Annotated in this window: 14 protein-coding genes; 10 read left to right on the top strand and 4 right to left on the bottom strand. The window is 56.9% G+C overall.

Annotated features, from left to right (window positions below; translation table 11 throughout):
* The first annotated feature begins 33 nt into the window (after positions 1 to 33).
* The 4 genes from OHL19_RS06900 (at position 34) to OHL19_RS06885 (ending at position 2283) form a co-directional block, all read left to right on the top strand.
* A complete protein-coding gene (locus OHL19_RS06900; RefSeq protein WP_263356908.1) occupies positions 34 to 489 on the top strand; it encodes a DUF3574 domain-containing protein in 456 nt (151 codons plus the stop codon).
* Positions 490 to 569: 80 nt separating this feature from the next.
* Positions 570 to 695, top strand: coding sequence for a hypothetical protein (locus OHL19_RS06895; RefSeq protein WP_263356907.1), 126 nt, complete (start codon positions 570 to 572; stop codon positions 693 to 695).
* Between the two features lie 86 nt (positions 696 to 781).
* Positions 782 to 1843: a cyclic dehypoxanthinyl futalosine synthase gene (gene mqnC, locus OHL19_RS06890; protein WP_263356906.1), complete on the top strand. Its 1062-nt coding sequence runs from the start codon at positions 782 to 784 to the stop codon at positions 1841 to 1843.
* 35 nt (positions 1844 to 1878) lie between these two features.
* On the top strand, positions 1879 to 2283 hold the full coding sequence (locus OHL19_RS06885) for a hypothetical protein (protein WP_263356905.1): 405 nt from the start codon (positions 1879 to 1881) through the stop codon (positions 2281 to 2283).
* Positions 2284 to 2428: 145 nt separating this feature from the next.
* On the opposite strand, the gene OHL19_RS06880 is transcribed toward OHL19_RS06885, so the two are convergent.
* Positions 2429 to 3391 carry an alpha/beta hydrolase gene (locus OHL19_RS06880; protein WP_263356904.1) on the bottom strand — a complete coding sequence of 321 codons (963 nt, stop codon included), beginning with the start codon at positions 3389 to 3391 and terminating at the stop codon, positions 2429 to 2431.
* 114 nt (positions 3392 to 3505) lie between these two features.
* Positions 3506 to 5110, bottom strand: a complete 1605-nt coding sequence (gene bshC, locus OHL19_RS06875; protein ID WP_263356903.1) for a bacillithiol biosynthesis cysteine-adding enzyme BshC — start codon at positions 5108 to 5110, stop codon at positions 3506 to 3508.
* A gap of 286 nt (positions 5111 to 5396) precedes the next feature.
* On the opposite strand from bshC, the gene OHL19_RS06870 reads away from it, so the two are divergent.
* The 4 genes from OHL19_RS06870 to OHL19_RS06855 all read left to right on the top strand — a co-directional run bounded on the left by OHL19_RS06870 (position 5397) and on the right by OHL19_RS06855 (position 9562).
* Positions 5397 to 6248, top strand: coding sequence for an NUDIX hydrolase (locus OHL19_RS06870; RefSeq protein ID WP_263356902.1), 852 nt, complete (start codon positions 5397 to 5399; stop codon positions 6246 to 6248).
* A 172-nt stretch (positions 6249 to 6420) separates the two neighbouring features.
* Positions 6421 to 6660 carry a cold shock domain-containing protein gene (locus OHL19_RS06865; protein WP_263356901.1) on the top strand — a complete coding sequence of 80 codons (240 nt, stop codon included), beginning with the start codon at positions 6421 to 6423 and terminating at the stop codon, positions 6658 to 6660.
* A 426-nt stretch (positions 6661 to 7086) separates the two neighbouring features.
* Positions 7087 to 8847, top strand: coding sequence for a DNA polymerase/3'-5' exonuclease PolX (gene polX / locus OHL19_RS06860; protein WP_263356900.1), 1761 nt, complete (start codon positions 7087 to 7089; stop codon positions 8845 to 8847).
* A gap of 88 nt (positions 8848 to 8935) precedes the next feature.
* Complete coding sequence (locus OHL19_RS06855; RefSeq protein ID WP_263356899.1) at positions 8936 to 9562, top strand: hypothetical protein; 627 nt, start codon at positions 8936 to 8938, stop codon at positions 9560 to 9562.
* Between the two features lie 12 nt (positions 9563 to 9574).
* On the opposite strand, the gene OHL19_RS06850 is transcribed toward OHL19_RS06855, so the two are convergent.
* Entirely contained in the window at positions 9575 to 10405 is an 831-nt protein-coding gene (locus tag OHL19_RS06850; RefSeq protein ID WP_263356898.1) for a hypothetical protein, read from the bottom strand.
* Between the two features lie 422 nt (positions 10406 to 10827).
* Here OHL19_RS06850 and OHL19_RS06845 point away from each other — a divergent pair, with 422 nt between their 5' ends.
* Positions 10828 to 11964: a citrate synthase gene (locus tag OHL19_RS06845; protein WP_263356897.1), complete on the top strand. Its 1137-nt coding sequence runs from the start codon at positions 10828 to 10830 to the stop codon at positions 11962 to 11964.
* 71 nt (positions 11965 to 12035) lie between these two features.
* Here OHL19_RS06845 and OHL19_RS06840 read toward each other — a convergent pair whose 3' ends face one another.
* A complete protein-coding gene (locus OHL19_RS06840) occupies positions 12036 to 12608 on the bottom strand; it encodes a DinB family protein (RefSeq protein WP_263356896.1) in 573 nt (190 codons plus the stop codon).
* A gap of 203 nt (positions 12609 to 12811) precedes the next feature.
* Between OHL19_RS06840 and OHL19_RS06835 the strand changes: the two genes are divergently transcribed.
* Entirely contained in the window at positions 12812 to 13978 is a 1167-nt protein-coding gene (locus OHL19_RS06835; RefSeq protein ID WP_263356895.1) for a cysteine desulfurase family protein, read from the top strand.

Raw genomic sequence — 13978 nt, 5'->3', positions numbered from 1 at the left:
AAATTGTTACCTGTAAGGATTCCTTCGATGAAGATGAAGTCTCTCCTTTTCGTCGCTCTACTATCGCTGTCCCTGCTCGGCATTGGCCGTTATTCCCTGTCCTCGCAAGCGCCGGTGAGCCCAACCCTGCATGGGGATGCAGCTCATCCCGCCCGGACACAAGGCTGGGTCGATACCAAACTGTACTTTGGCCTCGGCCCCTCGGATGCACCGGAGAAAGGCATTACCGAAGCCAGATGGCGCGCATTTCTGGATAAGGAAGTCACGCCTAGATTTCCCGATGGCCTGAGCGTGATCGACGTCTACGGACAGTGGCAGGGCCGGAACGCCACTACGCCGGAACGTATCCGCTCCAAACTGCTGGTCATCGACTATCAGGAAAGCCCACAGACCGAAGCCAAAATCGAAGCCATCCGCGTAGCGTGGAAAAAACTTACCGGCGATCAATCCGTACTCAAAGTCACGCAGCCCGCCGACGTCTCCTTTTAAGCCTCACTCTGCGCGTGCCTTCCTCGGGGTATCATACGAATCAAGACACCCAACGACAGTTCAGGAAATGAGACGCAAAGATGAGCATGGCCGATCAACTCCGCAAGGGTTTCACCTTTTTCCTGATGAGCATGGGAGTCTCCACCTATGCCCGGAAGCCCAAGCCGCAGGAAGCCCCCGCCATTCCCCCGGCCAAGCCCGAATAGCCGAATCTGCACGGCGAATTTACGCCTGACCACTCTCAATCGGATCTGGCCCAGCCAAAATCCAGCAGAATAGCTACAATAGAGTCATGCCGATTACACGCCAGCAGGCTCTCGACTACTTCCACTCCGATGACCTGATTGGCCTTGGCATGGAAGCAGATGCAGTCCGTCGCCGTCTTCATCCCGAACGCGTCGTCACCTACATCATTGATCGCAACATCAACTACACCAATTTCTGCACGGAATACTGCACCTTCTGCGCCTTCTATCGCCCGCTTCCCAAAGAGGGCGTCAAAAATCCCAGGGCCGAGGAAGGTTACATCCTCGACTTTGAAAAGATCTACGAAAAGATCGCAGAGACGCAGGAACTAGGCGGCACCGGTGTACTGATGCAGGGCGGCCTCCATCCCGACCTCAAGATCGACTGGTTCGAGAAGCTCTTCACCGGCATCAAGCAGCGCTTCCCGAATATCTGGCTGCACTGCCTGTCCGCCAGCGAAATCCTGGCTATCGCCGAGTACTCCGAGCTATCACTGCGCGACACCATCGCACGACTTCGCGATGCCGGACTGGATTCCATTCCCGGCGGCGGCGCAGAGATTCTCGACGACGACGTACGCCACCGCATCGCCCGCCTGAAATGCAAGACACAGGACTGGGTCGACGTGCATCGCACCGCCCACCAACTCGGCATGAGAACCACGGCGACCATGATGTTCGGCGTAGGCGAAAATTTTGACCAGCGCATCAACCACTTCGAAGTAGTGCGCAATCTCCAGGAAGAAACCGGCGGATTTACAGCCTTCATTCCCTGGAGCTTCCAGCCCAACCACACCGCCCTCGGCGGCCGCGGATGGGAAGAAGCTACCTCCGTCGAATACTTAAAGGTTCTGGCTATCTCACGCCTGTATCTGGATAACATCGAGAACGTGCAGGCAAGCTGGGTAACTCAGGGCCTAAAGGTTCTGGAGTTAGGCCTGCACTTCGGCGGCAACGACGTAGGCTCCGTCATGTTAGAAGAGAACGTAGTCAAAGCAGCCGGCACCAGCAATCACACCACCGAAGAAGAGTTACGCAGAATCATCCGCGACGCCGGCTTCAAACCAGTCCAGCGCGATACTCTTTATCGCACCATGTTCCTGAATTAGAAAAACAGCCGTCTCCATGTTAAACAGGAGAGAGCGTGCCAGAAGCACCCGTTTCACTCTTCGAAGATGATCGAAGGATCTCGCGTCACGACATCCTTCGATGGTGGGAATCTCGGAGGTTTAGCTATAACCTTCGAATTGGTGCAGTCGGAGTCGTGACGTGGTTACTGGTTGAGATCGCGGGATCCGCTGCCGTTAAACCTGGTGTAGATTTTGAAGAACCAATCGTCATGATCTTCGGCCCCATCTTCTATGGAATAGGGGCAAATCTCTTCTACACGCTGGGCTGGATGATCGATACGGCCTTGTACAAAGGCCAACCCCGCAGGATGCTTTATAAAACAGGACTTATCTTTTCAATGATATTGACTGCGCTTCCAGGTGCTTGGGCGGTTATTGCTTGGCTCATTACGATTTATACTGGGAAAAAATTGGATTGACTTAAGTACTCGTCACAACCCTATAGCTACAATCCGTCTCAATAGACTCCAACATAGCTTGCGGTTGACAGTAACACAGGAAAAGCCCGCTGCTGGCTGGGTGTTAGCGAAATACAGCACTTTACCCAATCAAACTAACCTCTCGTTACCGCTGATCGGGCGCGAGAAAGCCCTGCGCCCGCAGCCAGTTTTCAAGCAGACTAGGCCATTGATCGAGCGATGCATCTCCCGCGCCCAACCCGCTTCCATGCGCGCCATGCGCAAAGATATGAATCTCCCCGGAAACGCCCGCCTGCAACAGCGCCGTGTAAAAGCTGAGCGCCTGTTCTACCGGAACAGTCTTATCATCCGTCGTATGGTAGATAAATGTTGGCGGCGTATCTTTGGTGACATACAGATTTGGCGAATAGGCTTTTTGTAACTCCTCGCACCGATCCATAACATCCACTAACTTGCAGTAAGTCAGATGCGCCGTATTCGGCGAGATACCGCCGATCCAGGGATAGCCGAGAACCAGTGCATTCGGTCGGCTGGATACCCGCTCAATCGGATCATCGGCATCCGGCTTCCCCGGTACAAATTGCGTTCCGGAGAGACCAGCCAGATGCCCGCCGGCAGAGAACCCGATCACCACAATCCGATCCGGCGAGATGTGATAATCCAATGCCCTCGCCCGCACCAGTTGCACCGCGCGTCGTGCGTCGATCAGAGGAACGGGCAGCAGATATTTCTTACCCAGCCGATAGCGCAGCACAAAGGCGGTAAAGCCATGCGCCGTGAACCAATCGGCGACTTCCCTGCCTTCCAGAATCGACGCCAGCCCCATGTATGCACCGCCAGGAAAGACCAGCACAGCGCTGCCGTTTCCCTTGCCCGGCTGTGGCCTCAATACCGACAGCGTCGGAATATCCTCACACCCGACGCCCTTGGCCTCAGGAGCATCGCCCGGCCACAGGCGCACCGTTGTAATCCCAAGATAAGCATTGCTGCTGTTCGTCTCAGTGCAGGGGACAGATGCCGCCGAAGCCTGTGCGCCCGCGTAAACAGTAGACAAAGCCACCACGGCAAGAGCAACAGCAAAGGCAACAGATGAGAGCAGTTTCAACATGAACCTCCCGGTTCGCGCCGGCCTGGCCACACAGTCAACAGCACAGTCGCGCCCGGGCAAATTATAGCTGTTACCTTATACCGAACACGTTAGACCAGACTGAATACCCAGGCCTTACAGTCGAATAATCCTATGTCCCGGACACTGGTCAGCAGCCTCAGCGACCAGGCGTTCGATCAGCCCATCCCCATAACGAGCCAGAAAATATCCCGCCCCAATCAACCGCTCCTGCAAGCCGCCATGCGGATAGAGTGCGTGCGCCAGCGCCTGCGCATGTCGTCCAAGAGAGGCTTCTTTCTGAAGCTGAAAATTCGCAACCATACGCCGCAGCCGATTCATCTGGTAGCGCATCTTGCTCGCGGAGACCCCAGCCGACTGGCCAAGTCCCTCATCCAGAGAACCCATGTATTCCGTCAGCCTGGTGAGCTCCTCATCGAGAGCGTTGCCCGCCGCAGCCAACCGTCGCTTGCCTGTAACCGGCATCGCACGCGCAGCCAGTTGTTGCGCCAGCGTCTGCTCCGTATGCTGAAAAACCGCCTCGGCAGTCAGCTCATGCCGATCCAGCAGTTCCCCGATCGACGGCTCTACCAGCGTCGCAGAAAGCCGCGGCAATACCGGCGTCAGCCGACCCAGAATCCGCTCATAGAGCACCGCTGACTGCGCGAAATACGCGATCTCCGCCGGTCCGCCAATATAAGCCGAAGTCGGCAGGATCTGATCCTGAAAGACCGGTCGCAGCAGAGCCGAAGGAGAAATCCGTTCCGGCGCGCTCTCCAGAATTCCAAGCAGTTCCTCTGTCGAATAATTCTGCCAGCCCGCCTGCCAGCTTCCACCCGGTTCCGAAACACTCGCTGCCGTCCGCCTCAGCGCGACACGCGCACCCGTCTGCTCATCCAGTAAAAACAACAGACTGCCACGATCTGCAACTGCAACCTGCGCATGATAGCCCGCAGCCACCATCTCCTTGTTGCGCTCCAGCAAGGCCGCGTGCAATTCGTCCGCTCGCTCAATTGCCGCCCGCAGCACAGGCGCTCCGAGACGATGTGCTTCGCGTCCGGAGGCATCCAGCACCAGCAGCCCCTGCGCCGCAAAAACCTTGCCATAAAATTCCGCAAACGCGCCCGCAAGTGTCTGCCCCGGTCGATACGCCGCCGCCAGCGACTCCATCGCATCGGAATAGCCAAGCAACTCCCATGCCTGATCGATCAGCGGTGTAATCGATTCATCCAGCACCACACTGCCAACCGGAACCGCCGATGATGGCGCAGCCTCGTAAGACAGCTTCGTCAGTTCGCGGCGAGCAGGAAAGGTAACGTGATTCACCTCGGCAAAATCGTGGTCTTCGCTGGCCAGCCAAAAGATCGGCAGATGTGCATGCCCGGCATCGGTAGCTTCACGAGCCAGTGCAATCGCCGTAGCGGCCTTATAGGGAGTGAATGCAGGGCCGCCGAAGAGGCCGACCTGCTGCCCGGTTACCACCACAGGCACGCCCTGGCGAATCCGATCAATCGCCGCCGTCGCCTGCGGATTCTGAACCGCCAGCAGTTGCGCAAGCTCTTCCCGATGCGCTTCGCTCTGCGCATGCTGCGTCTGTTGCCAGTTACGATCGCGGGGAGCCGCCCCATACCAGGCGCGCACGCCAAGTTGCCCCGAACAATAGTCCAGGAAAATGCGGCTCAGTCCAGGCACCGCGGAGATTGGGAAACATTCACTATTCAATTCGTGCTCTCTGGCTTCCGGAGTAGTAATGGCAACTCTCGCCCTGTCTGAGTCTAATGCCTCGCATGTTATTTTCGCCTTACAGGGTCGAGTTTAGGATGCTTTTAACCCGCTCGGAGATGCAGGACAATATCGCGGATGAGAGGATTGCAGCCTCCAGCAAAAAATCGGAGCGGAACAACACTATGTCATGATGCGGATGAGTGTTACGGTATTTCTGGAAGACTTCCGGTTACAGGCCGCGCCTGCTACACGAACATGTATTCCTGATTCTGGAGAGATTGAAATGACAACCCGCAAGAGTAAAGTCGAAGCGACCAGCCAGGTCCCCTCCGAAACACCGCAAAAAGCGCCGCGAAAGACCCCCTCCGCAAAGAAGACCCGCGCAAAAACCGGTACGACGAAGACCGCAAAAGCGACACTGGCCAAGAAGTCGGGAAAAAACGAGAAAGTGGCCAGCGCCAAAAAGCTTGGCAAAAAGATACGCAGTGACAAGCAATTAGAAAAGGCCGCGCCAGCAGGCACCGCACCGGCTCAGACCGAAGCTACAGAAAATGGGGCTGTCCAGGTTCCGGCTCAGGATGTGGCCAAGGTTCTGGACACCAAGGTCGTCTACCAGGGACCGCTCTTTCGCGTTCAGCAGGACCACCTGATTGAGCCCGGTGGCCGCGAGTCGCATCGCGACATCATCAAGCACAACGGCTCGGTTGTCATTCTCGCCGTCGATCCCGGCAAGCATAAGAAGGATCCCTGGATCGTCATCGAGCGACAGTATCGCCACGCCGCAGGCCAGTTCCTATGGGAACTCCCCGCTGGCAAGCTCGATGCAGGCGAAAAGCCAATCGACGGAGCCAAACGCGAGCTCTCCGAAGAAACCGGCTACGGAGCAAAGAAGTGGTCGCTCCTGGTCGAATACTTCGCCAGCCCTGGCTTCCTCGGCGAATCCATGAAGGTCTTCCTCGCAGAAGGGCTGATCGCAGGCGATGCCCACCCCGAGGAGGACGAGCACATCGACTTCCGCCTGGTAAAGCTTTCTGACCTGCTCGATCTTGTCGAAAAAGGAAAAATCATCGACGGCAAGACCCTGACCAGCGTCCTCCTCTATGCCCGGCAGCTAGGCGTAAAGCGCAAGAAATAAACCAATTCGAGGATTCCCAAAGCAGAACTTTCCCATCTGGAAAGTTCTGCTTTTTTACTTGCGGCCATGCTCCCGCGTCTGTTGTCAACTTTTCATCTTCCTCATTCGTCTTTAAATTGGGCGGTGTTCCCCGACGCCGTTATCGCTAAAGCAGAAGGAAGGATGAAAGCCGGTGGCTCAATACAAAGGCACAGTCAAGTGGTTCAATAACGCCAAAGGTTTCGGCTTCATTGGTCGTGAAGATGGTCCAGACGTCTTCGTACATTACTCGGCCATTCAGGTGGATGGGTACAAGTCACTCAAAGAAGGCGACGAAGTCGAATTCGACATCGTGACCGGGCAAAAAGGTCCTCAGGCCGATACAGTTACTCGGCAAAAGGATGCAGCGTCGTCCACCTCAGCCGCAGCATAGCGGTAAAGGAAGATTTTTCATTTAGCTGAACGAGCACTATCCATGCGGAAATGCTCGATGACTCATTTTTGCGCGTAACTCGGCGAAGCCGCTGAAAGATTTGCGACTCCAGTTGGAGTAAGGCGTATTCGATCCTGTTTGTCTTAAATAAGACTATAGCTTTGGGATCTTGAAGGTTTCTGGATTTTGAGTTCCGACACATCCCCACACGATGTGACGATGTGGATGTACGGTTTCTGCCCTGCGCCGCTTAACCGCGACTGGCTGAGACACACAGAAAGCATGTGCCTTCGCTCGCTGTCGTGACGGCTGTGATAGCCGCTCTTTTTTTGAACAACTAAGCGGTTGCGTCGTTCACGTGTCCGTCACCAGTGGCGCCTTGCGCCTGAGATAGCGGATACTGTCCGGGAGAGAACATCCCTTCCCATGGACAACGCAACCCTTGCTCATCTGTTAGCGGAAACCGGCGATCTGCTGGAAATCAGCGGTGGCGACACCTTTCGCATTCGCAGCTACCGGCGTGCCGCTGAGGCAGCCGAACAAAGCACCGTCGATCTCGCCGCAGTCGCCGCGGACACAGCCAAACTGCTCGAAGTTCCGGGCATCGGCAAGGGCATGGCCGCCAACATTCAGGCTGCCGTCGCCACCGGCTCCATTCCCCTTCGCGACGAGCTGCTGGCTCGCTACTCTGCCGGAATCCTCGACCTGCTCAAACTGCCCGGCATGGGCCCCAAAACCGTTGCCCTGCTCTGGGACGCATCGAAAATCTCCAGCATCGACCAGCTCGCCGAGGCCATCGAGCAGGGCCGACTCGACTGCTTGCCGCGCATGGGCGTCAAGCAGATTGAAAAACTCCGCAAAGGCATCGACGACTTCCGCAAAAGCGCCGGCCGCTTCCGCATCGACGAAGCCGAGGAATCCGCCGATCGCATCATCGCCTACCTGCTCGCCTTCGAAGGCATCGATCGCGTCACCCCCGCAGGTTCGCTTCGCCGTGGACGAGAAACTGCCGGCGATCTCGATCTCCTCGTCACCGGCCCAGCCTGTGAACCCGATCAGGCCGCCGCAGCCGTGGCTTACACCGCTGCCTTCCCCGGTATTCGCGACCTGATCGCCAGAGGCGAAAACAAGGTCAGCTTCTACCTCGCGAACAGCCTCCAGGTCGACGTCCGCCTGCTCCCGAGCGGTTCCTACGGCGCGGCCTTGCAATACTTCACCGGCTCAAAAATGCATAACGTCGCGCTGCGTCAGCGCGCCCTCAAGCTCGGCTACACCTTAAGCGAATGGGCTCTGGCCCGGCTCGACGATAACTCCACCGTCGCAGCCGAAACCGAAGAATCCATCTACGAAGCTCTCGGCATGGACTGGATGCCGCCCGAGATGCGCGAAAATCTCGGCGAAATTGAGGCTGCCATACGCAATCCTCAGAGCGGCCACGGACGGCTTCCCCGCGTCATTGAACAGGCCGATCTTCGTGGCGATGTACACATGCACACCTTCGCCACCGATGGCCGCAACTCCATCCGCGAAATGGCGGACGCCGCGCTGGCTCGCGGCTATCAGTACATCGCCATCACCGATCACTCCAAAAATCTCGCCATGACCAACGGTCTGGACGCAGCCCGCGCACTGGAGCACGTTCACCACATCCGGCAGGTCGATCGCGAGATGGAAGGCCGCATCCGCATCTTTCCCGGCATTGAAGTAGATATACTCGGCGACGGCGAATTGGACCTGCCCGACGAAGTCCTCGCCGAGATGGATGTCGTCATCGCCAGCGTTCATACCCTCTTCAATCAGACGCGCGAAGAGATGACCGCCCGCGTGCTCCGCGCCATCGAGAACCCCTACGTGCGCATCCTCGGCCACCCCACCGGCCGCCTCCTGCTGCGTCGCGAGCCCTTTGCCATCGATATGCCCACCGTGCTGCGCCGTGCCTCCGAACTCGGAGTCGCGGTAGAACACAACGCAGCCCCCGAGCGCCTCGATTTAAGCGACCGCGACCTGCGCCTGGCCAAGGAACTCGGCTGCAAAATCATCGTCAACACCGACGCGCACGACACTCGCCATCTTGAAAAAATGCGCTACGGCATCCGCCAGTTGCGACGCGCATGGCTCACTCGTGACGATGTGCTGAACACGCTCGCCCCCGGCGAATTCCTCGCCGCACTGCGCCCGCGCCCGTAAACCGTGAGGTAAATCTACGTTCCCCGCCGGAAAAATCCTCGATTTTTCCGCAACGGCTTTCCACAAATCGGAGTAGTATTAGCTCGCTATGAGCTTGCTTCAGTTGCAACCGGACACGATCAATTCGGACGACGCCAGCTCCCACGGCGAAGATTACGCCAAGGGCAGCGGCCATCTCATCTGGACAACCATCATCGCCTTCGTGGTTCTCTCGCTGGGGATCGCGCTTTTCCTGGTCGCAATTCACAAGCCTCCGGTAGCCGCAGGAGAAGTCACTCAGGTCTGGGTTCATCCAGTCCACACCATCACCACGCCCACCGATGCCAATGGCGTTCAGAGCACAGCCCGGGCCTTTGACCAGGTGCTCGTCTTCGCCAACATCCATCTCGTCAACCAGAGCGATCAGCCCATTGTGTTGAAGGAAATGCTAAGCAACATCACCCTGGCGGATGGCATTCACTCCAGCTATGCAGCCGGTCCAACCGACTACGAACGCATCTTTATTGCCTACCCTGCGCTGAAAAGCCTGCATGCAAAAACGCTGCAGCCAGACACCATCCTCCAACCCAATCAGGTGCTGGATGGAATGATCGTCTCCGCCTTCCGTGTTTCAAAAGAGGAATGGGCCGCACGCAAAGATCTAAACTTCACCTTCCAGTTCAAAAACCACCCCAGCCTTGTGCTAACATCCAAGGCCGGGATTACCGAGCAATAATTTACAGCCTGACTACTGAACTGTTGGCGGTACCGGCGCACTCTTGGGCGTCGAAATATATCCGGTGATCTGGTTCTTCGAGTTGAGATTATTCACCACAATCTCGTACAGCATCGGCTCTTTACCCGTATAAAACTGCAGCGGCTCGTTGATGTTCCGGTCCTTCTTCTCATACTTCTTGTCGTCCGCATATACCTCAAGCGTGAACCGGCTCTTCTTCGGGTCTGCTTTTTTCAACTCAAGGCTCACCGTAGAAACCGGCTTCCGATCGCCCTTATTCAAAGTAAATTCGTAATAATTGCGGTCACCCTTATGCTTCAGCAACTCCAGCTCGTCATGATTGCGCGCAATCAAGCTGCTATGACCGCTCAAATCACCCTTCATCGACTGCAGTTGACCCACAGCACTCGCCAGGTCGCTCTGCGTCTTGGCAACATCCGTCTTCACTCCACCAACATCGGTCTTGACATCGGATACCGCGCTCGAAACAGCCGTAATCTGCTGAGAATTTGCCTTCTGCGCACTCTCCAGCCGCCTGTTGTCAGCCGCTTCGCGCTCCATCAGATTCTGCGCCTTCGCTTCCAGTTGCTTCTGGGTAAGTCCAAGCGACTGCCCCATCTCCTCTGAAGTCACCTTGAGACGCGCGTTGGTTTCGCGTAGTTCCGCGGCCAGTTTCGTATTCTGCTGGGTCGCCTCTCGCAAAGCTGCATCCTCCCGATTGAGATGGGTGGAAAGCACATAGCTCCACGCCAATCCTCCCACTGCGAGAAGGAGGGCCGCGGCAATCACGCCAATCAGCGCTCCAGAAATAGATCGAGACGGAGGGGTGTCAAATTCGCTCATACTTTTGCCTTTCATTGGCTACGATCCTGCGTAGCATCTTCTGCAAGCCGTGCGATTGTGCGAGACATTCTTTTCTTCCATGTTTCGCGGTACCGGTCAGGTCAAACTCCGGGTGCGTACTAGCATACTGAAAACTCTACCCGTGAACTAACTTTTTGATGTCACCGAAATATCGAATTCCTGCACATCTTGAATCTCTCCCCAGTCGGTTACACTCCCATTTCGATGCATTTTTGCCTCCTGAATTCAGGAAGCGGGACAACAACGGCTTTTCACCCCCCGGACTGGCCGTTCAGAAGTGACAACAATGGAATCGCTGCGCTATAAAGAGTTTTGTTCTCTTTTCAAAATTGCATGGCCCAGCAGCAACAAACGTCCATGCTGCATAACTCATCTACACAGACTGGGAGCACCTAGAAAATATGTCGACTGCAGTAGCTGGAAAAGGACTGGAAGGCATTGTCGCCGCGAACTCGGGAATTTGCTGGATTGACGGCGATGCCGGAATTCTCTCCTATCGTGGCATCGACATCCATGAACTGGCAGTTCATTCAACCTTTGAAGAAACGACCTACCTGCTCTGGAATGGCCACCTGCCCACAGAAGCAGAACTCGCAGCATTTCAGGCTGCACTGGCCGAGTCGCGCGTTCTCGCTCCCCAGATCATCGACCTCCTGAAGAGCTTCCCTGCCAGCGCCACACCCATGGAAGTACTGCGCACCGCCGTCTCCGCGCTCAGCTTCTACGATGCCGACGAGAAGGACAACACCCACGACGCCAATGTCCGCAAGGCTTACCGCCTCACCTCGCAAGTCGGCATGATCGTGGCCGTTTACGATCGTCTGCGCAAAAGCCTCCCGGTCATTCCCTCCGACCCGACCCTGAGCCACGCAGCCAACTTCCTGTGGATGCTCAACGGCGAAAAGCCCTCGGAAACCGCCGCGAGAACTCTGGATGTCGCACTCATCCTGCACGCCGACCACGAGTTGAACGCCTCCACCTTCGCCGCTCGCGTCATCGCCGCAACGCTCTCCGACATTCACTCCGCAGTCACCGGCGCAATCGGCGCACTCAAAGGCCCTCTGCACGGCGGCGCCAATGAAGCCGTCATGCGTATGCTCTTCGCCATCGACAAGGCCGGAGCGGATCCCGTTGAATATGTAACCGAAATGCTGGCCGCCAAGAAAAAAATCTCCGGCTTCGGCCATCGTGTCTACAAGACTGAAGATCCGCGCGCCACGCATCTCCGCGCCATGAGCGAGCAGTTGTCCAAAGATTCCGGCATCAGCAAGTGGTACGACTGGTCCCGCGAAATCGAGATCTACATCAACACCGAGAAGAAGCTCAACGCCAACGTGGACTTTTACTCGGCCTCGACCTACACCACCCTGGGCATCGACGTCGATCTCTTCACGCCCATCTTCGCCGTCAGCCGCATCGCCGGATGGTCCGCCCACGTCATCGAGCAGTTGGACGACAACCGCCTCATTCGCCCTCGCGCGGAGTACATCGGACCCGAGTATCCTTCACCCTACGTCCCGATTGCAGACCGCACCTGACAATCTTCATTACTGAAATCAAAGAGAGGGTGCCAATCGGCACCCTCTCGCGTTTGCATTCAAACTGAAAACTACATCCCGCCGCGGCTCGCCGGAGGCACAATGCCATTCATGCGCAGATACTCCACCATCTGCCCGTAATGATCCATCGAGTGCGCAAGAGCCATCGTCGCCGTGCCGCTCCTGGTTCCATTCTCGGTCATCACAAATGCATTGGCCACCGTGATTCCGCTGATATACGCATGCGCAACGGCAAAGGAATCCTTGAGCGCCTTCACAATATCTTCCTTGGAGGTCAGCTTCTCAATATCCGCTTCCGGATCCTTGAACGGCTTCGTTGTGTCATGGAAAAAGTAGTAGTTCGCCGCTGCCAGATGCTTCACCTGCCCGGCAAATGTCCGAACGCCCTTAAACTCGCCTTGCGTCGGTGCAAAATTGAATTTATCCGCAGGCATAGCCTCTGCCGCGCCGACAATTTCTTTCTCCATACCCGAAAGCTGCCTGTCATACATTTGAGCCGGAGATATCACCGTACCCACGGCCGGCTTTGCCGGTGCTGCCTGGGCAATTGCAAAAGTGGAAGTCGCCGCCAAAAGACAACAACCGATCAGATTAAGCGATGTGAAACGAAAAGACTTGCGCATACAACAAACCCTCCTGAGCGGCTTTCAAATCAGCTTTCCTGTTCTCCAACTGTTGTCCAGCCGCGCATTGACTCTATCAGGCCGCGCTTCTCCCAATCCAACCTCCGTTTTTGACCGCCAGCCGTTACGACATCCCCTCTTAACGCAACCGTGTATCCGGCAAGCATAACTTTACGTAGAATGGCAATAAGGAGAATTGTCCAATGCGCCGAACCGTCTACATGGATGCCAATGCCACCACCCCACTTCTACCGGAGGTGATGGAGGCTATGCGCCCATTCTGGATGGAACACTTCGGTAACGCTTCCTCAATTCACCAGCAGGGCCAGCGCGCCCGCACCGCCGTCGATCAGGCCCGCGAAACCATCGCTGAGTTTTTTGGCTGTCACCCGGCTGAGGTCGTCTTCAACTCCGGCGGTACCGAGGGCGATAACACCGCTCTCTTCGGCCTCCTGCACCCCGGCGATCACCTCATCACCACCTCGATCGAACACTCCGCCGTCCTCGCCGCCGCCGACCGGCTGGCAGCTCAAGGTAGTATTACGACCACCAAAGTCGATCCGCGTCCCAACGGCCTCATCGATCCGATGGATATTCTCCGCGCCATCCGCCCGGAAACACGCCTGATCAGCGTAATGTTCGCCAACAACGAGACCGGCGTCGTACAGCCAGTCGAAGAGATTGGCAAAATCGCTGCCCAGACCGGCGTCTTCTTTCACATTGATGCCGTACAAGGCGCAGGCAAAGTCCCCATCAATGTAAGCAGGATAGGCTGCCACCTCCTCTCGATCAGCGGCCACAAAATGCACGGACCCAAGGGCATCGGAGCCATGTTCGTGCGCAAGGGCACGCCCCTCGAAGCCACCTCTGTCGGAGGCAGCCATGAGCGCCGCCGTCGCGCCGGAACCGAAAACGTCCCCGGCATCGTTGGCCTCGGCAAAGCCGCAGAACTGGCCATGCATAGCCTTGAAACAGGAGCCATGCACCGCCTGGCCTCCCTGCGCGACCGCCTTGAAACCGGCTTGCTGGATCGAATCCCCGGCACCGGCGTCAACGGAGCAGGAGCGCCACGCGCCGCCAACACCTCCAATATCTGGTTCGATCAGCTTGAGGGCGAGGCGCTCGTCATCGCGCTCGACCTGAAGGGCATCGCCATCTCCGGCGGCTCCGCCTGTCACTCCGGTGCCACCGAGCCATCGCACGTCCTGATGGCTATGGGCGTGGACAAAAATCGCGCCCGTGCCAGTCTTCGCTTCAGCCTGATGAAGACCGCCACCGACGAGGATATCGATTACGTTCTCGAAGTCGTTCCCTCCGCCGTCGACCGCCTCCGCGAACTCTCCCCTGTCCTGGCCGGAACGGCTGGTTAA

It is taken from the genome of Acidicapsa ligni (assembly GCF_025685655.1).
In the GTDB taxonomy this organism is placed as follows: Bacteria; Acidobacteriota; Terriglobia; order Terriglobales; family Acidobacteriaceae; genus Acidicapsa; species Acidicapsa ligni.
The sequence above is the reverse complement of the archived record's forward strand: the minus strand, read 5'-3'. Positions and strand labels throughout refer to the sequence as shown.

Coding starts and splice junctions, on each gene's coding strand:
- OHL19_RS06880 (WP_263356904.1), bottom strand. CDS start 3,391: ATGTTGAAACTGCTCTCATCTGTTGCCTTTGCTGTTGCTCTTGCCGTG.
- OHL19_RS06840 (WP_263356896.1), bottom strand. CDS start 12,608: ATGCGCAAGTCTTTTCGTTTCACATCGCTTAATCTGATCGGTTGTTGT.
- polX (WP_263356900.1), top strand. CDS start 7,087: ATGGACAACGCAACCCTTGCTCATCTGTTAGCGGAAACCGGCGATCTG.
- mqnC (WP_263356906.1), top strand. CDS start 782: ATGCCGATTACACGCCAGCAGGCTCTCGACTACTTCCACTCCGATGAC.
- OHL19_RS06845 (WP_263356897.1), top strand. CDS start 10,828: ATGTCGACTGCAGTAGCTGGAAAAGGACTGGAAGGCATTGTCGCCGCG.
- OHL19_RS06895 (WP_263356907.1), top strand. CDS start 570: ATGAGCATGGCCGATCAACTCCGCAAGGGTTTCACCTTTTTCCTGATG.
- OHL19_RS06850 (WP_263356898.1), bottom strand. CDS start 10,405: ATGAGCGAATTTGACACCCCTCCGTCTCGATCTATTTCTGGAGCGCTG.
- OHL19_RS06855 (WP_263356899.1), top strand. CDS start 8,936: ATGAGCTTGCTTCAGTTGCAACCGGACACGATCAATTCGGACGACGCC.
- OHL19_RS06900 (WP_263356908.1), top strand. CDS start 34: ATGAAGTCTCTCCTTTTCGTCGCTCTACTATCGCTGTCCCTGCTCGGC.
- OHL19_RS06835 (WP_263356895.1), top strand. CDS start 12,812: ATGCGCCGAACCGTCTACATGGATGCCAATGCCACCACCCCACTTCTA.
- OHL19_RS06870 (WP_263356902.1), top strand. CDS start 5,397: ATGACAACCCGCAAGAGTAAAGTCGAAGCGACCAGCCAGGTCCCCTCC.